Below are 23,361 nucleotides of genomic sequence, written 5' to 3' on the forward strand. Positions count from 1 at the left end.
CCTGGGGACTAAACTACACTTTCTCTTAACCGAAGAATGCTAAGAGAACGCGCATGCGGACACAACGCTAGCCGTCTATCTTCATACATTAACTTCCAACATCGAACTTCCGAATAATCCTATCGTTTATTAAATTTCCAGTATCTCAACGTAACCATCTATTCCATTAACCCTGATCTGTTGTCCGTCTTTGATCAGTTTAGTCGCGTTTTCCACCCCCACTACTGCTGGCAAGCCATATTCTCTTGCAATTACAGCTCCATGCGTCATTAATCCACCAACCTCGGTAATCAGGCCTTTTATGGAAACGAATAAGGGCGTCCAACTAGGATCGGTAAATGGGGTAACGAGTATATCTCCATCCTCCAGATTGGCATCTTCCATGTTTAAGATAACGCGAGCCCGCCCTTCAATCACACCGGAGGAAACAGCTAAACCTATAATGGCGTCGTCAGGAAGATTTTCGCGTTTGTATTTACCCCTTATAATTTCTCCGTCGGATGTAATTACCCTGGGTGGAATTAATTTTTCTTCCTGTTTAAATACTTCTTTTCGTTTATTTAAAAGCTGAATATCTAATTTATTGGTGCTTACCGTTTCATGTAATTCATGAAAGTTGAGATAATAAACATCTTCTCTCTCATTAATTACTTCGGCTTTTAAGAGCTGTTCACCTTCTTTCATTAAGGCTTGCTTATAAATGAAAAAACGGTTAACGATTCCGTATTTTGGATACTCGCGATAACCAGCAAAATTCCGGAGCAAGCCAATCATTTGTTTTGTTTCCCTTACTTTTTGTTCGCCGTCTGGCAATAACGCCAATTTATACAATAATTCATTTTCCTTTTTTAAAGCTTCCTGTTGCCCCTGCTCAAATTTTCGTTTGCTGGCATTGGTCTCAAAATTTTTGATATTACTAAGGATCAAGGGAATGAGTATTGATGGTTTTTCGCTCCAACGTGTATTCGTAATATCAATCTCTCCGGCACACCGCATTCCATACTTTTCGAGATAAGCATAAATAGCATCCTGAGCTTCCTTTCCGCCATCCAATTGAATCAGTCCATCTAAAAAATCATCTTCCTTTGCCTCTTTTAAGTAATTAATTAGCTCGGGATAAGGGCGAATTATATCTGCAACATCCAATAGTGCCAAACCCATTTCTGAAGTAATATTGTTGGGCGCCGACTGAGACAGTGTGTCTGCAGGATTCTTTTCGCCTAACCACTCATTCATCTTTTCATTGATCCAGGATGCGGCGTTCATTGCAGCGATGATTACATTAATATGTTTCGAATCAAAGGTCATCTTTTTCGATAGCTCAATGTCTTCCAGAATAAAGTCAAATAGCTCCGTTCCTGATTTCGTTTGGATATTTTTCTTCAGTGCCTCTACTGATGTCTGATTATGTTTAATCAGGTCGGCGACAATAGCGGGGTCATTTCCTATTTGTGCCAAAATAGCAGCAGCCGACATGCCCTTAGTGCTTTTAACCAGCATCGGTTCGTTTCCATCGTCTGGTAACGGTTTAATGAAATCACCACGTTCTGTAATGGTGATCAATGCATCTTTAATAAGCGGATCATGTTGGCCCATCGCATCTAATAAACTTTCCCTACCAACTGGTGTAGCCAAATTATCCGTTACATCAACAAACAACCTTCCGCCGGCACTAAACATGGGCCTGGCCGCTCTTAATTGCCATAATGATAGCCCTAATGGTTTCATGGCATCTGTCATCATTTGCTGATGACCCACAGATATAAATACACGATTTTCAGCATCATTTGTTTCAGGGATGGGGTATAATGTGGTAATTGGCCTGCTCTGAACAATATAAAAGATTTCATCAAGCAAACACCATTCGATATCCTGTGGTTGGCCGAAATGTACTTCGATTTTTCGGCCCAATTGCTCCATCTGTAAAATCTGTTCGTCTGTTAGCACTTGCTTATTTTGAGCTTCTGCCGAAAGCTTGTGAGATTCAGTACCTCCATCTTTTAAAGCATAAATGGCAAGTTTTTTGGCTGATATTTTTTTATGGATAAGCGTACCATTGCTTACCTGATAATTATCGGCATTAACCAGGCCTGAAACCAGTGCCTCACCCAACCCAAAACTGGCATCAATAGATAACATTTTTCGATTTCCAGAAACAGGATCTGCTGTAAATAAAATTCCTGCAGCCTGCGGAAAAACCATTTTCTGCACAATGACAGACAATTGAACTTTACGGTGATCAAATCCGTTCTGAATGCGATAAATTACAGCTCTATCCGTAAATAATGATGCCCAGCACTTGCTGATATGCTTAAGAATATTTGTTTTCCCGATGATATTCAAATAGGTATCCTGTTGCCCTGCAAAAGATGCTGTTGGTAAGTCTTCTGCAGTCGAACTCGATCTGACAGCAAAAGATTCCTGTTCGTAAAAATTAGTAAGATAACTTTCAATCTCTTTCCTTACATCGTCCGGAATGGATATGTTTTCGATAAGTGTACGTATTTCTGCACTCGTTTTACCAATCGAATCCAGGTCTCTTGTTTTAAGCTGACTCAATTCATCCAATAAACCAGTAAGCTGCTCATTGTTTGCTGTTATTTTTTTATAAGCTTCGATTGTTATACAAAATCCATCGGGCACTTGTACCCCCTCAATTCTGGATAGTTTGACAAGATTTGCAGCCTTACTCCCTACGCCTGAAATATCAGACCTGTCGATTTCCTGAAAACAAATTGCGTATGTACTCATTTATTTTGTTGTTCTTATTTGGTAGAAATTTTGTTCTTCCTTCATATTTCGAAAACAATTAAACCTTGTTTATCAATGCCTTAAACTCAATTAAAAGAAAGTAAAAAGCCAAAAATATAAGCTATAAAATGCGGAAACAACCTTTTTAAACTATATTTTTCAAAGCGCAATAATGCTTGCGGGATCTGCGTTATCCTTACAACGAATGGGTTACAAAAAGTCGTTTTAGAGTGGGGGTTTTGACCAAAAAAGACTCAACTTATTTGTCGGGCTTCTTTCATTTTAAGACAGTGTCTTAGTGAAAAATCCGGAAAACAAAAAGCCCGACTATCATTGGGCTTTGTTTTTGCTGGCGGAGAGGGCGGGATTCGAACCCGCGGTACCTTGCAGTACACACGCTTTCCAAGCGTGCTCGATCGACCACTCTGACACCTCTCCGTGTTGGATTGCAAAAGTATATTTTTTATTGATAAAAAAAATGCTCCCGATTAAAATCAGGAGCATTTTATAAAAATTATATTAGAAATTAATCTATAACCGTAATTTTCAACATATTGGTTTTTCCTTTTGCTTCCATTGGGATAGCAGCAGTATTGATTACGATATCGCCTTGTTTAACCAATTTTTTGCTTTTTAAGAATTCGTTCACCTCAATGATGGTATTGTCGGTGCTTTCCCACTTATCGTAGTAGAAACCTCTAACGCCCCAAAGCAAACTTACTGCATTTAATAAAGCCCTGTTACTGGTAAAAATAAACGTTAAAGCTTCCGGACGGTGACTCGAAATTTCGAAAGCAGTATAACCGCTTAAAGTCATCGATACAATACCTACTGCATTGGTCTGTTTCGCTAAGAAACAAGCCGAATCGCAAATTGCATCGCTTAAGAAAGATGGAGATTTTGGTTTTAAAAACTTATCAGGATTGAAAGGATAGTTGTTTTGCTCAATGTTCTGGATGATTTTTTGCATGGTTTCGATAACAATCAGCGGGAATTCACCAACTGAAGTTTCGCCACTTAACATTACCGCATCAGCACCATCCAAAACAGAGTTAGCTACATCATTCACTTCTGCACGTGTTGGGCGAGGTGTAGTGATCATACTTTCTAACATCTGTGTAGCCACAATTACCGGTTTAGAAGCTGCCCTACATTTAGCAACAATCATTTTTTGTAACAATGGAACTTCTTCCATCGGACATTCAACACCTAGATCACCACGGGCAACCATAATTCCATCAGAAACAGCGATAATTTCATCGATGTTAGCGATAGCTTCCGGCTTTTCTATTTTAGCAATTACACGGGCAGTTTTGCCACGCTCTGCAATAATCTTTTTAAGTTCGATAATGTCATCAGCCTTGCGCACAAAAGATAAACCGATCCATTCTACATCGTTTTCTAGAACAAATTCTAAGTTTTCACGGTCTTCTGGTGTTAATGAAGGGATAGAAACTTTAGTATTTGGCAGGTTTACACCTTTTCTTGAAGTTAAGATACCACCGTGAACGATTTCGCAAACAACTTCATCTTTCAAGTTGGTAGAAATTACTTTCATTTGAAGCTTTCCATCATCCAAAAGGATAATTTCGCCAGCCTGAACATCCTGGGGGAAGCTTTGGTAAGTGATGTAAATCCGTTCTTCGTTACCAATACATTCGGTAGTGGTAATTACGGTAGTTTTACCATTAATCAGGTTAATACCACCTTCTTTTACTAAACCGATACGGATTTTAGGCCCTTGTAAATCGGCAAGGATACCTACATTATATTCGTATTTTTTATTTAAATCGCGGATAGTATCCAAAACAGCCTGATGATCTGCTTGTGATCCATGTGAAAAATTTAGACGGCAAACATCTAAACCTGCGTTAAACATACTATATAATACATCTGGTTTTGCTGATGCAGGCCCAAGCGTGGCAACAATTTTAGTTCTCGAATGAAAAGGTTTCATTTATTAATTGATTTTAGCAATGCAGTTTAAGAAAGCAAATTATTATCTAAAATAATCAAACTGCATTAAATTTTATATATTTTGTTTTTTTGTTCTTTGTTTTGTAACCATCAAATATAGTGTATTTAATACACCATGTATATAATTTTTATATTACCAAATTCTCGCGACTCTTTAACTTGGCTGGATCTATCTTTGCAGCCACCTGTATATCAGGCAGTTTATTCAATCCGTTAATTAAATAATCCAAATCTTCCTTGTCAATAAATTCTTTAATAATAATAAAAAAATCCACTTTGCTCATCTCCGGAATTAGAAAACCATCGCTGCTTTTATTGCAAATTAAGTAGTATTCTACCTCACCTTGCTCTACAAAAAAGTAATATTTGGAGAAAGACCAGGCCGGTTCGTCGATATTAAAAAATATTTCGTGGTCTTCTATTTTTTCAAATTGTGTATTTAACCGGGTATTAATTTTGTGGCAAAGCACATAGTCTTTTAGGGGTGCTGTGATCGCAATTAGTATAAAATCAAGGTCTAAGGTAAGTTTTAGGTAAGTCTTATTCAAAGCGAAATAAATTATTTACAGAACGAAATTAAAAAACTAATTCTATATTCGCTGTGTTATTGAGGTACCAAAATTACGTATCGAAATAAAAACATTTGAAAATTGTAAGAATTTATTTTTCTTTGCACAGAATTATTTAACCATTAAATTATAAAATTATGTCTGATATTGCTTCAAGAGTTAAGGCTATTATCGTAGAAAAACTAGGTGTTGACGAAAGCGAAGTTACGCCAGAGGCTTCATTCACCAACGATTTAGGTGCAGATTCTTTAGATACCGTAGAGTTGATTATGGAATTTGAAAAAGAATTCAATGTAGCTATTCCTGATGATCAGGCTGAAACCATCGGTACAGTTGGCCAGGCGATTGCTTATTTGGAAAAAAACGTTAAATAGAATTACGCTTTTTCAGTATAAATGGAATTAAAAAGAGTAGTAGTAACAGGGTTGGGTGCGCTCACTCCTATAGGCAATAATGTTCCTGATTTTTGGGAAGGATTGACTAACGGGGTGAGTGGCGCTGCTCCTATTAAGGGTTTTGATACTGAAAAGTTCAAGACCAAATTCGCATGTGAGGTTAAAAATTTTAATCCTGAAGATTTTCTGGAGAAAAAAGAAGCCCGCAAGCTAGATCCGTTTGTACAATATGCTCTTGTAGCAACAGATGAGGCTGTGAAAGATGGTGGTTTTGATTTTGAAAAATTAGATACCAACCGGATCGGAGTTATCTGGGGCGCAGGCATAGGTGGATTGAAAACTTTTTTGGATGAGATTTCGAATTTCGCCAAGGGAGATGGTACACCAAGATACAATCCATTTTTTATCCCTAAAATGATCGTAGATATCGCCCCAGGGCATATCTCTATCAAATACGGCCTGCGTGGGCCAAATTTTGCAACTGTCTCGGCATGTGCTTCTTCTACAAACGCAATGATAGATGCATTTAACTATATCCGTTTGGGTATGGCTGATGTAATTATCAGTGGTGGTTCTGAAGCAATTATCAATGAGGCAGGTATGGGTGGTTTTAATGCCATGCATGCATTATCAACACGTAACGATGATCCGGCAACGGCATCACGTCCTTTTGATAAAGATCGTGATGGCTTCGTAGCTGGTGAAGGTGCAGGAACCATTATTTTAGAAGAACTTGAACACGCAAAAGCAAGGGGTGCAAAAATTTATGCAGAACTTGTAGGCGGTGGAATGAGTGCAGATGCAAATCACATCACAGCACCTCATCCTGAAGGTTTGGGCGCTAGAATGGTAATGACTAATGCACTGAAAGATGCTGGTTTAACAACTGCTGATATAGATTATATCAATGTACACGGCACTTCTACTCCACTAGGTGATATTAGTGAAACCAAAGCCATTGGTACATTATTTGGTGAGGATGCTTATCGCTTAAACATTAGCTCAACCAAATCAATGACTGGCCACCTTTTGGGTGCTGCCGGAGCTATTGAGGCTATTGCAGCAATTCTTTCTGTTAAAAATGATATTGTTCCTCCAACAATCAATCACTTTACAGATGATCCTGCATTTGATCCTAAATTGAATTTTACTTTTAACAAAGCGCAAAAACGTACTGTCAGAGCTGCTTTAAGTAATACATTCGGTTTTGGTGGCCATAATGCCTCTGTTATTTTCAAGAAATACGAAGATTAATTTAGAACAGCATTGCTATATAATTTTGTATGCTAATTAAAAATAGATAACTTAGTTAAATATGCTAGTTAGCCGTTAATTGTGTTATTTATTTAATGCCGATATTAAAATTATATAAACTTTATCTCTCTCCTGAAAAGGAGTTTGTTAAAAAGCTGAAAAACATTTTAGGCTTTGTTCCAGGCAATGTTACGCTCTATAAAATGGCGTTCAGACATCGTTCTGCGGCAAAAATTCTAAAAAATGGAAGCAGGAGCAGCAACGAGCGTCTGGAATTTTTAGGCGACGCTGTTCTGGGCTCTGTAATAGCAGAGCTGCTTTTTAAACATTATCCCTACAAAGAAGAAGGTTTTTTAACCGAAATGCGCTCGAAGATTGTAAACCGGGCTAATTTAAACCAGCTGGCGAAAAAAATTGGTTTTGATAAACTTATTCAGTTTGATCAACGATCGGTTAGCATACAAACCAAACACAATTCGATGTTGGGCGATGCTTTTGAAGCCATTATAGGTGCCATTTATATGGACAAGGGGTACAATTTCACGAAAGAGTTTTTATTGCGCAGAATTGTAAAACCACATATCGATATTCATACCCTTGAACTCACCGAAACCAATTTTAAAAGTAAATTAATTGAGTGGTGCCAGCGCCATGGTAAGGATGTATTGTTCGAACTGGCAGAAAATGGTGAAGGCGAAAGTGCCAAACTATTTACCATTAGCGCGGTAGTAGAAGGCGAAAAAGTGGGTACCGGAAGAGATTATAACAAGAAAAACGCAGAAAAATTAGCAGCTGAAAAAGCTTGCGAAACATTAAGTATATAAAATTTCACTGGTTCACTTGCCATTAGTTTAGCTGTTTACGATCTTTAGCTTAATTGTTTTATTGCTGGGATTGTTAAATTGTTGGGAATAATCAATTAATTTTCGATACGGGTTAAAACTTCAGACCTCCGACTTCGGACTTTATTCTATACACCCAAAACTCCAAACGCCCAACTCAAAACTCAGGACTAACCCCTACTTTCCTTTCCCCAGCGTATCTGTAAATTTCTTTGAGGATTCTTTAATATATTTAATATAATCGTAACTGTTCCAGTATTGCGCTTTATCAAATTCGGGCCGGCAGTTTAGCATGTACTTTTCCAATGTATCGCCTCTTAATTCGGTATTGTTTTTAATAATGCTCTGGTTAAAGTACACATCAATCTGCGATTGTTTGATTTCATTATCTGCATATCTGCCAAATCTCCGTGCATTTTTAGGGTCGGTGCCAATTAAGTTGTATAGCGCATTTAACGGACTGAATATAGCAGACAAAATTGTTGTTTTTCCACCATTGTACACTCCCTTGTTTTTAAACTCCTGCTTAATTTCATCCAGATCCTGTTTTTTGGTATTTCCTCTGATGGTTACATCATCCAGGGTGGTGCTTCCTCTAACCAGGTAAATTACCAGATCTTTTTCGCTGTTTACCACTACACGCTGATCGATCAGATCTCTTTTGATTACCAGCAGCGTATCGCCGATTCTCGCTTTTAACTGGAACAAACCAATATCATTGCTACCAACACCAATTCCCGTTCGCAGGTTAGTAATTTCTGATAATGCAATCCTGATATTTGAGCCTTTTTCGATCACCACACCTTTCACAATAAAATCCTGTGCTTTTGCGAAGAAGCTGACCGAGGTAAAAACGAAGAGTATAAAGGCAAATTTAAAGTTTCTCATGGTGTGTTAATTTGTATGTTTCAAAGTATCGGTATATTTCTTCGCCGATTCTTTGATATATTTAACAGCATCGTAATTGCTCCAATTAAGAGTCATGCTGCGCGTTGGGTAATAATCAAGCAAAAACTTGTCCAGATCTTTCCCGGTTAAGGAAGTATTATTCGACACCAAAGTTTTATTAAAAAATTTATCTACTTCGATCAAACTTAGCTCCTTTTTATAATAACGGTTAAAATTACGTGCTCTGGCTGGCGTTTTTCCAAAAAGCTCATAAAAAAATGTTATCGGATTTCCTCCAAATGGGTTTAGCAGAATTAATGGCGGTTTACCTGCATAAAAAGAGCCGTTGTGCTTCAAATCGCGTTTAATATTTTCCATCTCCTGCTTCCTGGTCTATCCTTTAACTGTAACCTCCTCTAACATTGTGCTTTCCCGAACCAAAAAAACAACCATGTCATCATCTGTTTTAACCACCACTTTTAGCTCAATCAAGTTTCTCTTTTGAATAAATAGCGTATCGCCAATCCGGGCACTTAACTGAAACATTCCAATATCGTTACTGGTTGCGCCCGTCTTACTACGGATGTTCGTAATACTGGCCAGAGCAATTCGCACATTTGAGCCTTTTTCAATCACCACACCTTTGAGCACAAAATCCTGGGCCTTTATTTTTAGACCTTGCATTAAGATAATTGATAGAAGAATAATTTTTAAAATGCTTCATTGTGTAAAATAATGGCAAGTTAAATTATCTGATAGCGCAGATTAGGTTTCTATTTTAACAGCAGATAGGTTTTTGTTGTTTGTTTCCAGCCTTACTTGTTACATCTTGACCATGAAACTAATATATTCCTTAATGAAGATTAAAAAATACAACCCTATCTACCAATATTTTTGTAAAATTAACATTTGTTAACCTTGCAAACTGTTAAATAAACGTTAATAATCATAAGAAATGAGCAGGTAGATTTTTATTCATTTATTCAACATTATATTCTTTATGCCCATAATTATCGTTTTCCACATTCAGGGACAAAGGTTCTGCATCCTTTAGTTAACAGGCCCTGCCAAAAACTACTCCAAATTGTACATAACCCGATCGATAACTATCGGATGCAGCAGGCATCCAGATTTTTCATCGGTGTAAAGTGCAATATCATTAAGTTAAGCCATTAGGCATAAGAAATAATTTAACCACAGATAGGAAGGATGCACACAGATATGAAAATCCGTGTTTATCTGTGCTCATCTGTGACTAAAAACCCTTAACTTAATGAAATTGGGATTAAGCATAAGCGGGGCTGCAATTCCAAAAAAACACTGACCGCTGATTTTCTAAATAATAAATGTTTTATTCTACGAGCTATAGCTCTGCTCCTCTCCCATTATTATTTCTCCTTTCGGCTTAAAACCCTATCTTTGCGCATGATAAAATCCATGACAGGATACGGCTTAGCAACAGCCGATTATGCAAACGCAAAGTATAGTGTCGAAATCAAATCGCTCAACAGTAAATTTCTGGAGCTGAATTTAAAATACCCTAAAGCTTTTTCTGATAAAGAGTTGATTCTACGCAACATCTGCAGTAAAGATATCGAAAGAGGAAAAGTAAGTTTAAGCATCAATGTAGAACGCGCCAATGGCGAAGTTACAGGTGCAACAATCAATACCGCACTATTAAGTCATTACTACAAACAGCTTATTGCTGTTAACAACGAATTAGGCGCTGACAGCAGCAATTTATTGCAAACCGCATTAACTTTTCCAGATGTAATCAGTTACAAGGAAGAAAGTGTAAGTGAGGATGAGTGGAACAATTTATTTCAGATTTTCAACTCGGCTTTGGCCAATTTTAACAAATTCAGAGAAGATGAAGGCTCAGTTTTAAAAGCCGATTTAGAACTGAGAATTAAAAACATTCTTTCTTATTTCAAATCAGTTGAGGAATTAGAACCTAAAAGGATTACTGCAATCCGCGATAAATTTACTCAGTTTTTAGACGATGCCGTAGGCAAAGTAAATATAGATCAGAACCGTTTCGAACAGGAACTGATTTATTACATCGATAAAATCGACATCACCGAAGAAAAAACACGTTTAAAAAGCCATTGCGATTATTTCTTGCAAACTTTAGCAAGCAAAGAAGCAAACGGAAAAAAAATGGGTTTCATTTCTCAGGAAATTGGACGGGAAATTAATACCATGGGAGCAAAAGCAAATGACGCCCAGATGCAACAATTTGTTGTAGGTATGAAAGAAGAATTAGAAAAGATAAAAGAACAGTTACTGAATGTGTTGTAGCGTTAGGCGGAAAGCAACAAGCGCTTAACGCCAGACGCCAATCGCAAAATTTTTAAAAATGCAAGGCAAATTAATTATATTTTCGGCACCATCAGGAGCAGGTAAAACCACTATAGTACATCATTTATTAACGAGATTTCCTGAGCTGAGCTTCTCTATTTCTGCGACTACACGCGAATTGAGGGGTGCTGAAACACATGAAAACGATTATTATTTTATTAGTAAGGAAGAGTTTTTACACAAAGTTGCCCGCCAGGAGTTTGTGGAGTTTGAAGAGGTTTATAACGGCACTTTTTATGGCACTTTACGTTCAGAAATTGAGCGCATCTGGAATGATGGCAAACATGTAATTTTCGATATTGATGTAGAAGGCGGTATCCGTTTGAAAAGAAAATATGAGGAAGACGCTTTGGCTATTTTTGTTCAGCCTCCATCTTTAGATGTTTTAAAAGAACGTTTAAGTGGTCGCGGAACAGATAGTCCTGAAAAATTACAGGAACGTTTTATCAAAGCTGAAAAAGAGCTACTTTATGCTGATAAATTTGATGTGATTTTAAAAAATTACGATCTGGCTACAGCCTGTGCAGAAGCGGAGAAGTTGGTCGGAGATTTCTTAAAAAGTTAGCAGTTTATAGTTTCCAATTCTCAGTTTTGGGCGCTTTAAACTATTGTTCAGTTAAATATTAAGTCACTTTATGGGCGATTTTTCTGATTTATTGGTTTATAAGAAGTCATTTGAGTTGGCCATGAACATTTTCGAGCTCAGCAAGTCTTTTCCAAGAGATGAGATGTACTCATTAACAGATCAGATTAGAAGGTCTTCGCGATCTACAAATATTTGTTTAGTTGAAGCTTATAGAAAACGAAGATATAAAGCTCATTTTATTAGTAAACTTTCGGATAGCGATATGGAGAATAGTGAGACCAAAGGCTGGTTAAAGTTTGCATTTGAATGTAAGTACATTGCTGAAGAACAATACGAAAAATTAACATTACAAAGCGACGAGGTTGGAAAACTGTTAAATCATATGATAAATTTCCCCGAGAAATATGGTGTTGTTTAATTTTAATTGGCATATTCAACTGAAAACCGCCAATTGAAAACTGTAAACTAATAAAATGAAAACTGGTCTTTTCTTTGGTTCATATAACCCCATCCACACCGGACATTTAATTATTGCCAATTATATGGCTAACCATACCGAACTTGATGAAGTATGGCTGGTGGTTTCTCCACATAATCCATTAAAAGATAAAAGTGGTTTAACCAATATGTATGACCGCTTGGAAATGGCCAAACTGGCTACTGAAAATGCAGAACATATCCGCGTAAGTGATATTGAATTTGCATTGCCGCAACCTTCTTACACTATTGATACACTTACTTATCTCCATGAAAAATACCCTGAAAAAGAATTTATGCTGATTATGGGTGCTGATAACCTCGTTTCATTTAAAAAATGGAAAAATTACGAGGTGTTATTAAAAAATTACCAAATTTATGTGTACCCCCGTCCTGGAGCAAATGTTAGCGAATGGGAAAACCATCCTGCAATTACTTTTACCAATACCCCTTTAATGGAAATATCCTCCACCTTTATCCGAAAGGCTATAAAGGAGAAAAAAAACGTTCAGTTTTTTCTTCCTGATAAAGTAATCGACTTCATAGAGGGTAAAGGGATGTACAGATAGCAACAATCTTTATTACCATAAATCAACAGGCTTACAACAAATTGTATTAAATCGATTACTTGGATTGGTTTTTGTTTAATTAGGCTTTAGATGATTAATTTAGCAGCTGATACAACAAAACACGTGAGAAAAAATTTATTTATATTTATTGCCCTTTTCGGCACTGCATTTTCTGTAAGTGCGCAACAAAAAACCTATTTAGAATTATTGGCCAACCAACCGAAATGGGTTGATTCGGTTTTTAACAGACTTAATCGCAGAGAGCGTATTGCGCAAATGTTCTTTGTTAGAGCACACACCAATCTGGGAAAAAAATATACCGATTCAGTTGGTCAGGTAATTAAAAAAGAACAATTAGGCGGAGTGATCTTTTTTCAGGGAGGCCCTGGCCGACAGGTTTTAGCCACCAATGCCTATCAGAAACTAAGCAGAGTGCCACTTATTGTAGCAAATGACGGAGAATGGGGCTTGGGCATGCGTTTGGATAGTACCATTTCTTATCCTTATCAAATGACTTTGGGTGCCATTCAAAACAAAGAGTTATTGTATAAAATGGGGCTTGAAGTGGCTAAAGATTACAAGCGGATGGGGATGCAGATGAATTTAGCTCCTGATGCCGATATTAATAATAACCCTAAAAACCCCGTAATCAATTACCGTTCTTTCGGCGAAAACAAATATAACGTGGCCAATAAGGTTGCCGCATATATGAAAGGTATGCAGGATGGCGGTTTATTAACCACGTTGAAACATTTCCCCGGCCATGGCGATACTGATGTAGATTCGCATTATGATTTACCGCAGCTTACTTTCTCCGCTACACGCCTGGATACTTTAGAAATGTATCCTTTTAAAGAGCTGATTAAACAAGGTGCTTCGGGTGTAATGATTGCCCACATGAACATTCCCTCGTTAGATAATACGCCAAATTTACCTTCTACCCTATCCAAACCGATTGTTACTGGCATTTTGAAACAGAAATTAGGCTTTAAAGGATTAATCATCTCCGATGCGATGGATATGAAAGGTGTGGTAAAATACTTTAAAGATGGCGAAGCCGATTTAATGGGCATCATCGCAGGTAATGACATTATTGAGCTGTCTGAAAATAGCGATAGAGCTATAAAACTGGTGCGTAAAGCGGTAAGACAAAATCGCGTGAGCATGGCCGAAATTGACCAAAGCGTGCGTAAGATCTTAACGGCAAAATATTGGGCTGGCTTAGCCAAGCGCGATACCATCGTAACCCAGGGTGTTGTTGCTGGTGTAAACCGCAATGCGAGCAATGCATTGGTACAGGAACTGGCCAATGCATCAGTAACGCTGTTAAAAGGCAAAGATTATATCAAGCGGCTCATCCCCATCAGAAGAACGGCCATTATCAGCATTGGCGTACCTTCGGTTACCACTTTCCAAAAAGAGGTTTCGAAAGGATATTACAACTCTGTTTATTATGTATTGGATAAAGATGCCAGTGCCACACAGATTTCGAACATTGCCCGTGAAATCGGCGCATTTGATCAGGTAATTGTAGGCATCCATGATAACAGATCAAGACCTGCTAATAACATGCCTCTAAATGCAGGTGTAAAGAATTTTATTAAAGAATTATCAGCTAAAAATGCTGTTTTTGCCTTGTTTGCAAATCCATATAACCTCGCTGGCTTATCTGGATTAGAAAATAGCAAAGGTTTAGTGGTAGCCTATCAGAAAGAAGATTTCATGCAAATTTCAGCTGCCGCTGTGATTAATAACAGGTTAGTACCAACAGGTAAATTACCGGTAAGTGTTGCTCCATTTTATAAATTTGGTGAGGGGCTTTAATCCCTCCCTCTTCTAAAAAGGAGGGCTTAATATTTTGTCATTCTGAGCGCAGCGAAGAATCGTTAGAAGCATAGGCATGTTAGCCAAGGATGCGCAAATTTGCAAGGAATATACTTTTCTTTGGTCATTAAGCTTTGGACTTATGCTTTTCAGCTTTTCCCAAAACAATTTCGCCTTCAAAACGATTATTTAATGATAAAACCTCAATGTTATGATAGATCCAGAAGACGATAATTATTCAAATGATCCAAACGATGCTTTACGCAGAGAAGACGGCGTAGAAAATATCAACGAAATTAGTGGCGATGATAGCAGTATTGAGCATGATAAAGATCTACTGGAGCAAGCTGACGAAGCTTCAAGAGCCTCTTATGAGCTAAACCTCGATGATGAAGTGGACGAAGATGAGCTAAACGATTAACAAGAAAGCCGCCCTGATGTAAAAAATCGGGACGGCTTTGTTAATTTTTAGGTTTCAGTTTTATCGCTCGGACTTAAACCTTACAACCTCTACCTTAAACCTTTACTTAGCTTTCGCTTTATAAGTTTCAGGGTTTACCGCCGTGGTGGTCCAGCCTTTTAAAAACGAGGTGATTTTTTTAACGTCATGTCCAACTTTCTTTTTACCATTTGCCGATACTTCATCCGTTTCTAAATAAGATGAATTCTCAATGTGCAATACTTTTCCTTTGCCGTCTAAAATTAAAAATACTGGAAAACCAAAACGTTGTGGGTAACCTAAGCTAGCCAAAACGGTTTCGTTTTTATTCTCCGGGCTATAATTAACCAAAACGGTTTCAAAATTATCGTTAATGTATTTTTTCAGTACAGCGGTGCTGTCAACCAGATTGTGAAATGCGATACACCAGGTACACCAATTGCCTCCAACCTGCAATAAAACATGTTTATTTTCTTTAGCCGCTTTTGCAACAGCAGCAGCAATTTCCGCCCTGGCATCGGCCTTTGGGTTATAAATATGAACACCTTCTTTTTTCGCCTGACTAAATGCTGCAGTCGAAATCAATATAGCAGTTAATAAAATGATTAATTTTTTCATGATTTTCGATGAATAATAATGTCAAATGTAATAAAGGCTAGCAACTTTGTAGATGATTAGCCAATTCTTTACAGAGCGGAAACACTGGTTATTAATGGATTTACATCCTGCAAAGTAGGTTCAATCGGTTTTTAATTTTATATCTGATATTCTCCATCATCCGTCTCACATTTTCCATCTTCCATTTTTACTTATCTTTACCTTGTAATGGATTTTTTAGACATACATACCCACAAAGTTGCCACCCAGCCAGGGGTAATCAGCATTCAAAGTTTGTCGTTAACCAGCGATATCTTTTTAGCGATGCCTAAAACTAAGCCAATTTCTGTTGGACTTCATCCCTGGTTTGCGAAAATTGATCAACTCAAGCTGCAGATGAAATACCTAAGTGTTGTAGCCAATCAAACAAATGTAAAACAGATTGGAGAGTGCGGTTTAGATCGGCTAAGGGGTGAAAACCTAGAAAATCAACTCATTATTCTTGAAAAACAGATCGAATTGGCAGAAAAAATCAATAAACCATTGATTTTACATTGTGTTAAATGCTTTTCAGAGTTAATTGCCATTAAAGAGCGATTAAAAGTTAAAGTGCCCATGGTTATTCACGGCTTTAATAAAAACGAAGAACTTGGCAAACAACTATTAGATAAAGGATTTCTACTTTCTTTTGGTTTGACGGCCTTGAAGGAAACCTCCGGTGCGGCAAAACTGATTCAAAGTACCAATAATTTTTTCCTGGAAACAGATGATGCTGATATTTCGATTAAGGAAATTTACCAGGCCGCAGCCATTTTAAAAAAATGTACAGTTGATGAACTTAAAGCTCGTATTTTTGCAGACTGGAATAAATTGAATTTAATATAATTTTTTTAACACTATTTAAAAACTAACATTTTTAGTAAATTAGTATACAGGTTATTCTCATTACCTAAATTTTATATTAAAGATTACTATAATTCCTTTAAATTGATTTAATGCAACTAAAAAAAGAGCTTTTACAACAAATACAATCCATCATAACCTACTCAAAAGAACGAGCAGTACGTTCAGTTGAAACAGAAAGGATGATTATGTATTGGAAAATCGGTAAAGTTATTTTTGAAGAGGAACAATCGGGTAAAGATAGAGCCGGTTATGGCGAATACCTCATTAAATCTATATCCGATGAGTTTCAGCCACAACTAGGAACAGGATTTTCAATTCGTCAATTGGAAAGAAATAGGCAGTTTTATCGTGCTTTCCCAATTGCGTCTGCACTGCGGACGCAATTCAGTTGGACACACTATAAAATCCTGATAAGCATTGATAATCAAGACAAAAAAGATTTCTACATTGCTGAGGCTGAAAAAAATAATTGGTCAGCAAGACAACTAGAAAGACAGGTAAATAGCCAATTATTTGAACGCTTATTACTGAGCAACGATATTGAATCTGTTTTAGCCATAGCTAGAGCTGAAAAACAGCCAACAGAACCAACGCAGATTATCAAAGACCCAATGGTATTAGAATTTCTGGGTCTGAAAAAAGAAACAGCTTACTACGAAAAGGATTTAGAGACAGCTATTCTTACGCACCTACAAGATTTTCTGTTAGAAATTGGAAACGGCTTCTCATTTGTGGCACGACAGAAACGCATACACATTGATGGAGATGAATTTTTTATTGACCTGGTTTTCTACAATCGGCTTTTACAGTGCTTTGTAATAATTGAGATTAAAACAACCAAGCTTAGCCACCAGGATATGGGGCAATTACAAATGTACGTAAACTACTACGATCGTTTTGAAAAGCAAAATTTCGAGAACCCAACCATTGGTATTCTATTATGCACCGATAAAAACGATGCAGTAGTAAAAATATCACTGCCTGAAAACAATAAAACTATTATAGCAAGTAAATATCAACTTTATCTACCTACAGAGCAGCAATTAATGGATGAAATGAAAAAAGAAATTGAAAAAATAAAGAATTTATAGAATATATTATGTCTGATGTTAGCTGGCTTTCACGCTCTGCCCTCCTTCTTGGGAATGATGGAATAGATAAACTCCAATCGAAACATGTTTTGGTAATCGGTTTAGGTGGAGTGGGTTCTTTTGCTGCCGAATTTATTTGCCGCTCAGGAATTGGAGAAATGACTATTGTTGATGGTGACGTGGTAGATCCAACCAACCGAAACAGGCAGCTACCCGCTTTGGCAACCAATCATGGTGTAAGTAAAGCCGCAATTATGCAGGAACGTTTACTGGCTATTAACCCTGAATTAAAGCTCCATGTGGTTAATACCTTTCTAACACCTGAAAAATGCAGGGAAATTTTAGAATCGAAATTCGATTACATTATGGATTGTATTGATAGTGTGATGCCTAAAATTACTTTATTGGGAACTGCATTGGAAAAAAACATCCCAATCGTGAGTTCGATGGGTGCTGGTGGTAAAATGGATCCGACACGATTGAGAATTACACTTCTTCCTGATACTTATCAATGTGTATTCGCAAGTTATGTACGCAAAAGGTTGAATAAACTTCCTAATGCAGGAAAAATAAAAGCAGTTTTTTCTACAGAAGAAATGGATAAAAATTCTATGATCATGACAGATGGAAGTAATTTCAAACGTTCTGCTTATGGCACAGTTTCTTATCTGCCCGCAGCATTTGGTGGTGCATGTGCATCGGTGGTGATCCGCGATTTGCTCGGCCTGCCCATCGAAATGGCCGAACGTCCGGCAAGGATCAGTCATAAAACACTTAATAAAAGGAAAAATAAAAAATCCACATAGAAATTGAATTGTTGATATCCTGATTTCGTGCAGATTTTAAATTGTTGTAAGTTAGGGTAAAATAATAATGAGTCTATAGTAGCCACCCCGCCCTATGGGCACTCCATAAAATCCAAAGCAAAAAATGCAAAGGAAAACTAACACCCCAGCCGATTTAGGCATCCAGCATTCCCCTCTCCCAGAGGGGTGTCCGCAGGACGGGGTGTTAAAAAAGAATTTGCAAACTGAAATTGTAGTAAACGGCACAACCTTAAGCACAACACCCATTATTGATTTACCTTATCAACCCCGACTAAAAGAACGAGCAAAAGCACTTCGGCAAGCTGGAAATTTACCAGAAGTCTTATTTTGGATGCAGGTGACTAAAAAGCGATTTCATAAAATAGATTTTGACAGGCAGCGTATAATCGGAAATTATATCGTTGATTTTTATATCAAGCGGCTTGGCTTGGTAATAGAAATTGATGGCTGTAGTCACGATGACAAACAAGTTTATGATAAATTGAGAGAAGAATATTTAATTTCATTAGGATTAAAAATATATCGGATTACAGTTGATGATGTGATGAAACAAATGGATTTTGTAATCATGGGCTTGGAAGAGTATATTGTTAAAGAATATGGAACGTAACTATCTTAAACACTAATTAAAAGAGATTAAACCACCCCGCCCTATGGGCACCCCTCCAAAAGAGGGGAATGAATAAAACAATATGCCCCAACCCCTAAAAATTCTTCAAGCCTCCGCAGGTTCTGGTAAAACGTTCAGTTTAACTGCACATTACCTTACGCTGCTTTTCAGCGGCGATAATAAATACCGCGAAATCTTAGCGGTAACCTTTACCAATAAGGCCACGGAGGAAATGAAAACCAGGATTCTGGAGGTATTATTAGGATTGGCAAAGGGTAATCCATCAAAAAAAATTGAAGATTATCGGAAAATCATTTTACTCGCCTATCCGATATTAAACCCTCAGGAACTGCAGTTTAAAGCAGATAAAATTTACCGCAAAATTTTGCACGATTATAGCCGTTTTTCGGTAAGCACCATTGATGGTTTTGTGCAAAAAGTAATCCGGGGTTTTGCCTTCGAACTGGGCCTTAATGCCGATTATAATTTAGAAATGAATTATGATAAGGTGAAAGATGATCTTGTAAATAAACTGGATGAAGCTTTAGACCATAACAAACAGCTTTTGCAATGGATTATCGACCTGGCCATCGAACGCATCAGCGACAATAAAAGCTGGAATTATAAATTCGAACTCTATAACCTGATCGGCGAAATATTTTCGGAACGTTTCCAGATTTTTGAAGATGCGGTTAGCACTTTAGGTTTAGAAAACATCGACGAATTATTTAAAAAATACATCAGTATTACCAAGGCAGAAATCAAGAACTTCGAAGAGGAATTGGTTTCGCTGGCAACAGAAGCAAACGAAGCTTTAAATGTAATCGGGGTAGAAACTGAACACCTAAAAGGAAAATCAAGAAGTCCGCTGGCTAAAATTATTCTGGTTGCCAGGGGCGATTTTTCAAAGATTGAACCACTTTTCAATTTAATTGATGAGCCTGAGGAATGGTTTCAAAAGAATGCGAATTTTCCTGAAGCTTATGATACGGTAAATCCGATACTGCAAAAGTTAAAAGCGCATTATTTAACGCATTTACCGAACTACAGTTTGGCTATCGCTTTTAATAAAAACCTCTATTATTTAAGGTTGATGCAGGAAATTGCTGTGTTATTGAAAGAATACCGGGCCGAAAATGATAACCTGCTGATCAGTGATGCACAAAAACTGATATCGGGAATTACAGAAGATGCCGGCGACAATCCTTCTTTTATCTGGGAGAAAGTTGGTAACCGCTACCGTAATTTTTTATTCGACGAGTTTCAGGATACCTCTACAAGCCAATGGGGAAGTTTTAAATCGCTATTGACCAATGCAATGGCTACGCCTAGTCAGGATTTAATTGATCACTTGATTGTTGGCGACACAAAACAGTCTATTTACCGCTGGCGCAATGGAGATTGGAACATTCTTCATAAACATGCTAAGTTAGATGTTGGTGCTGAAAATGTATTGGAAGAAAGTTTAGAAGAGAATTACCGGAGTGCTGAAAATATCATCACTTTCAATAATTTTCTTTATAAGGCTATCCCATTAACGTTGCAGAACGAACTGAACGAAAACCTCGCTACCAAACCAGAAAGCATTTCCAAATGGTGGCAAGAACAGCACTACCAACAAATTATTACCGATATTTACGGTGGCTCTACCCAAAACTTTGCTACCAATACCTTAAAAGGTGGAACGATTAAGATTAAAAAGTTTGGTAAAGATCATGCACCTCATGAAGCTCGGTTTACAGAAACTGTTTTTAGAGATATAGCCTTAGATGATATTGTTGAAGAAATAAATCACCTCAAAAACGAACAGCAGTATGCGCTAAAAGATATTGCCATTTTGGTTCGTTCGAACAGCGAAGCTTTATTAACTGTTAAAAAATTAATGGAATATAGCTTGCCTGTTTTGTCTGGTGATGCACTATTAATTTCCAACAACTCGGCCATACAGCTCATTATTAACACTTTAAAAGTGCTTATTGGTTTAGAAGCACAAACAGCATTATATAAAGCCAACTGTATTGCACTTTATCATTCTCTGCACGAAAAGGAGATTGATGCCAATTATTACTTCAACCTTAGCAACAAACCTTTAAGTACACTTACCACCATTTTACCGGTTGCGCTATGCGAAAACTGGCAAAGCTGGCTTCAGCTTCCACTGCCCGAGCTGGTAGAGATATTAATTGAAAGTTATGGATTAAAAAACTTAACCGCCAACCTTCCCTATCTGCTGGCATTTAGAGATCTGACTGCTTCTGCCGGAAAACTGGGTGAAAAAGGTATTATTTCATTTTTAACCTGGTGGGAAGAAGACGGCATTAAAAAATCATTGCCTTCACCAGAAGGTGCTGATGCAATACAGATTATCACTATCCACAAATCGAAAGGTTTAGCTTTTAGGGCTGTTTTTGTTCCTTTTTGTAATTGGGAGATCAAAGGCAAAGCCAATAGCACTTTTTGGGTTTCATCAGAAGAAACAGTTTATAAAGAATTGAAAGGTATCCCCTTAAAATACAATGAAGCATTGGCCGATTCGGCAATTGCAAAGGCATATTACGAAGAACTTCTTTATAACAATATGGATGCCCTAAACATGCTTTATGTAGCTACCACACGATCAAAAGATTACCTTTATATTGCTACAATGGCCAAAAAGGAATTGAAATTATCCAATATGGGTGATGCAATCAACTTTACTTTTGATGAGCAGTTTGATGAAAACGGCGTGTACGAAATTGTAGAACCCGTAACTGTTGAAAGTAAAACTGAAGATTCGAATTTCATCAACTTAACTAGTTATCCAACCACAACCCGTTTATCGGAACTCTATGTTCCCTCTGCAGAAAAACATTTAAGACACTTGGTTAACATTGAAAAATCAGGCCGAAATGGATCATTATTACACGATATTCTAGCCAGTGCAAGTAATGCAAAGGAAGTAGAAGATTATACAATAAACCTGGTTTTGCAGGGCATTATCAAAGAAGAAGAAAAGCAGAAATTAACCGATTCTGCACTGGAAGTATTGAACAATCCCGAACTGCAGGCCATTTTTGCTAACGCAAGCGAAAGCATTGTAGAAAAAAACATCATTGATGTCAACGGTAAACTGCACCGTCCTGACCGGGTATTGATCAACGCCGATGAAGTAATAATCCTTGATTATAAATTTACTTTGGAAGAAAGCGATAAACACATCGAACAGATAAATAATTACAGAACCTTACTTAGTGAAATGGGGTATCAGAATATCAAAACCTATCTTTTCTATGCAGTTAAAGGCAAATTGAAATTAGTATAATATGGAAAAAGTAAACGATTTATATGGCAACATATTAAATATACTGAAAAGATATAGGGCCGATGCTTACAAAGCAGTGAATACGGCCATGGTAATTTCTTATTGGCAAATCGGTAAAGAAATAGTTGAAAATGAGCAGGGAGGGAATGTAAAAGCTACTTATGGGAAAGAGATTATTAAAACATTGTCAAAAAAATTATCTTCAGAATTTGGCAAAGGATTCTCTGTTGCAACTCTTGAGAGTTTTAGGAAATTTTACCTTATCTATTCAGATCTTGAAGACACCAATAATCCAATTTCCTACGCACTGCGTAGGAAATTGGAAACAACTGATAATCAAACAAATGAAATATCGTACGCACTGCGTAGCAATTTGAGCTGGACACATCACCGACTAATTATGAGAGTTGATGATGTTCAGGCAAGGACATATTATTTAAGTGAAGCAGAAAGTCAACAATGGAGTTCACGAGAGTTGGAAAGAAATATTAATTCATCTTATTTTCAAAGGTTATTATCCAAGCAAAAAGAAATAGCTCCAACTGATAATAATACGCAGTTTTCTGAAAACTTCATTAAAGATCCTTATGTTCTAGAGTTTCTAAAAATAGAGCAACCCTCCACATTGAACGAGAAAGAAATAGAAACCAGGATAATTAATCACCTACAGCAATTTTTATTAGAGTTAGGTAAAGGATTTTCTTTTGTAGGCAGGCAGTTTAGAATAAGTACCGAAACCAGTCATTTTTATATTGATCTGGTTTTCTATAATTATATTTTAAAATGTTTTGTGCTGTTTGATTTAAAAACCAATAAACTTACCCATCAAGATGTTGGCCAAATGGATATGTATATCAAAATGTTTGATGATTTAAAGAAACAGGAAAACGATAATCCAACAATTGGCATAATCCTTTGTACTGATAAAGAGGAAACGGTTGTTAAATATTCTATGTTGAAGGATAGCAAACAATTGTTTGCCTCAAAATATCAAATGTATTTACCAACGGAGAAACAGTTGGCAGATTGGATCGAAAACGATAAAGCAATTATCGAATTGCAATTAAAAAACCAAGGTAACGATTAAAACGATCTAC

The 23,361-nt window shown here is 37.1% G+C and carries 22 protein-coding genes and 1 tRNA gene; 15 read left to right on the forward strand and 8 right to left on the reverse strand.

The window, feature by feature from the left end:
* Window positions 1–129: 129 nt before the first annotated feature.
* From ppsA to ACUN24_RS02145, 4 genes are all read right to left on the reverse strand, one after another.
* Complete coding sequence (ppsA, locus tag ACUN24_RS02130) at window positions 130–2,751, reverse strand: phosphoenolpyruvate synthase (RefSeq protein ID WP_445561045.1); 2,622 nt, start codon at window positions 2,749–2,751, stop codon at window positions 130–132.
* Window positions 2,752–3,101: 350 nt separating this feature from the next.
* Window positions 3,102–3,189 (reverse strand) — tRNA-Ser (locus ACUN24_RS02135).
* Window positions 3,190–3,277: 88 nt separating this feature from the next.
* Entirely contained in the window at window positions 3,278–4,708 is a 1,431-nt protein-coding gene (gene pyk, locus ACUN24_RS02140; protein WP_193422212.1) for a pyruvate kinase, read from the reverse strand.
* A 148-nt stretch (window positions 4,709–4,856) separates the two neighbouring features.
* Window positions 4,857–5,276 carry an IPExxxVDY family protein gene (locus ACUN24_RS02145; protein ID WP_219076898.1) on the reverse strand — a complete coding sequence of 140 codons (420 nt, stop codon included), beginning with the start codon at window positions 5,274–5,276 and terminating at the stop codon, window positions 4,857–4,859.
* Between the two features lie 158 nt (window positions 5,277–5,434).
* Here ACUN24_RS02145 and ACUN24_RS02150 point away from each other — a divergent pair, with 158 nt between their 5' ends.
* From ACUN24_RS02150 to rnc, 3 genes are all read left to right on the forward strand, one after another.
* Window positions 5,435–5,671, forward strand: a complete 237-nt coding sequence (locus ACUN24_RS02150; RefSeq protein WP_008508386.1) for an acyl carrier protein — start codon at window positions 5,435–5,437, stop codon at window positions 5,669–5,671.
* 21 nt (window positions 5,672–5,692) lie between these two features.
* Complete coding sequence (gene fabF / locus ACUN24_RS02155) at window positions 5,693–6,946, forward strand: beta-ketoacyl-ACP synthase II (protein WP_445561046.1); 1,254 nt, start codon at window positions 5,693–5,695, stop codon at window positions 6,944–6,946.
* 95 nt (window positions 6,947–7,041) lie between these two features.
* Window positions 7,042–7,770 (forward strand): ribonuclease III, encoded by a 729-nt coding sequence (rnc, locus tag ACUN24_RS02160; RefSeq protein ID WP_121287475.1) that lies wholly within the window; start codon window positions 7,042–7,044, stop codon window positions 7,768–7,770.
* Between the two features lie 195 nt (window positions 7,771–7,965).
* On the opposite strand, the gene ACUN24_RS02165 is transcribed toward rnc, so the two are convergent.
* From ACUN24_RS02165 to ACUN24_RS02175, 3 genes are read right to left on the reverse strand one after another with little or no spacing between them, the layout of a single operon-like run.
* Entirely contained in the window at window positions 7,966–8,676 is a 711-nt protein-coding gene (locus tag ACUN24_RS02165) for a hypothetical protein (RefSeq protein ID WP_445561047.1), read from the reverse strand.
* 6 nt (window positions 8,677–8,682) lie between these two features.
* The gene (locus ACUN24_RS02170; RefSeq protein WP_445561048.1) at window positions 8,683–9,054 is read right to left on the reverse strand and encodes a hypothetical protein; all 372 of its coding nucleotides are present in this window, start codon (window positions 9,052–9,054) and stop codon (window positions 8,683–8,685) included.
* A 15-nt stretch (window positions 9,055–9,069) separates the two neighbouring features.
* Window positions 9,070–9,360 carry a hypothetical protein gene (locus ACUN24_RS02175; RefSeq protein ID WP_445561049.1) on the reverse strand — a complete coding sequence of 97 codons (291 nt, stop codon included), beginning with the start codon at window positions 9,358–9,360 and terminating at the stop codon, window positions 9,070–9,072.
* 753 nt (window positions 9,361–10,113) lie between these two features.
* Between ACUN24_RS02175 and ACUN24_RS02180 the strand changes: the two genes are divergently transcribed.
* The 6 genes from ACUN24_RS02180 (at window position 10,114) to ACUN24_RS02205 (ending at window position 14,914) form a co-directional block, all read left to right on the forward strand.
* Window positions 10,114–10,977: a YicC/YloC family endoribonuclease gene (locus tag ACUN24_RS02180; RefSeq protein WP_445565121.1), complete on the forward strand. Its 864-nt coding sequence runs from the start codon at window positions 10,114–10,116 to the stop codon at window positions 10,975–10,977.
* A gap of 58 nt (window positions 10,978–11,035) precedes the next feature.
* A complete protein-coding gene (gene gmk / locus ACUN24_RS02185) occupies window positions 11,036–11,602 on the forward strand; it encodes a guanylate kinase (protein ID WP_445561050.1) in 567 nt (188 codons plus the stop codon).
* 70 nt (window positions 11,603–11,672) lie between these two features.
* Window positions 11,673–12,041, forward strand: coding sequence for a four helix bundle protein (locus ACUN24_RS02190; protein ID WP_445561051.1), 369 nt, complete (start codon window positions 11,673–11,675; stop codon window positions 12,039–12,041).
* Between the two features lie 55 nt (window positions 12,042–12,096).
* Complete coding sequence (gene nadD / locus ACUN24_RS02195) at window positions 12,097–12,669, forward strand: nicotinate (nicotinamide) nucleotide adenylyltransferase (RefSeq protein ID WP_445561052.1); 573 nt, start codon at window positions 12,097–12,099, stop codon at window positions 12,667–12,669.
* A gap of 90 nt (window positions 12,670–12,759) precedes the next feature.
* On the forward strand, window positions 12,760–14,493 hold the full coding sequence (locus tag ACUN24_RS02200; protein WP_445561053.1) for a glycoside hydrolase family 3 protein: 1,734 nt from the start codon (window positions 12,760–12,762) through the stop codon (window positions 14,491–14,493).
* Window positions 14,494–14,704: 211 nt separating this feature from the next.
* Entirely contained in the window at window positions 14,705–14,914 is a 210-nt protein-coding gene (locus ACUN24_RS02205) for a hypothetical protein (RefSeq protein WP_445561054.1), read from the forward strand.
* 102 nt (window positions 14,915–15,016) lie between these two features.
* Here the strand turns inward: ACUN24_RS02205 and ACUN24_RS02210 are convergent, their stop codons facing one another.
* The gene (locus ACUN24_RS02210) at window positions 15,017–15,550 is read right to left on the reverse strand and encodes a thioredoxin family protein (protein WP_445561055.1); all 534 of its coding nucleotides are present in this window, start codon (window positions 15,548–15,550) and stop codon (window positions 15,017–15,019) included.
* 207 nt (window positions 15,551–15,757) lie between these two features.
* On the opposite strand from ACUN24_RS02210, the gene ACUN24_RS02215 reads away from it, so the two are divergent.
* The 6 genes from ACUN24_RS02215 to ACUN24_RS02240 all read left to right on the forward strand — a co-directional run bounded on the left by ACUN24_RS02215 (window position 15,758) and on the right by ACUN24_RS02240 (window position 23,351).
* The gene (locus ACUN24_RS02215; protein ID WP_445561056.1) at window positions 15,758–16,414 is read left to right on the forward strand and encodes a TatD family hydrolase; all 657 of its coding nucleotides are present in this window, start codon (window positions 15,758–15,760) and stop codon (window positions 16,412–16,414) included.
* A 110-nt stretch (window positions 16,415–16,524) separates the two neighbouring features.
* The gene (locus ACUN24_RS02220; RefSeq protein ID WP_193422233.1) at window positions 16,525–17,526 is read left to right on the forward strand and encodes a PDDEXK nuclease domain-containing protein; all 1,002 of its coding nucleotides are present in this window, start codon (window positions 16,525–16,527) and stop codon (window positions 17,524–17,526) included.
* A gap of 8 nt (window positions 17,527–17,534) precedes the next feature.
* On the forward strand, window positions 17,535–18,332 hold the full coding sequence (locus tag ACUN24_RS02225; RefSeq protein WP_445561057.1) for a tRNA threonylcarbamoyladenosine dehydratase: 798 nt from the start codon (window positions 17,535–17,537) through the stop codon (window positions 18,330–18,332).
* Between the two features lie 217 nt (window positions 18,333–18,549).
* The gene (locus ACUN24_RS02230; protein WP_445561058.1) at window positions 18,550–18,963 is read left to right on the forward strand and encodes an endonuclease domain-containing protein; all 414 of its coding nucleotides are present in this window, start codon (window positions 18,550–18,552) and stop codon (window positions 18,961–18,963) included.
* An 82-nt stretch (window positions 18,964–19,045) separates the two neighbouring features.
* A complete protein-coding gene (locus ACUN24_RS02235) occupies window positions 19,046–22,264 on the forward strand; it encodes a UvrD-helicase domain-containing protein (RefSeq protein ID WP_445561059.1) in 3,219 nt (1,072 codons plus the stop codon).
* A 1-nt stretch (window position 22,265) separates the two neighbouring features.
* Complete coding sequence (locus ACUN24_RS02240; RefSeq protein ID WP_445561060.1) at window positions 22,266–23,351, forward strand: PDDEXK nuclease domain-containing protein; 1,086 nt, start codon at window positions 22,266–22,268, stop codon at window positions 23,349–23,351.
* The last annotated feature ends 10 nt before the right edge of the window (window positions 23,352–23,361 follow it).

Source organism: Pedobacter sp. WC2501 (assembly GCF_052682415.1).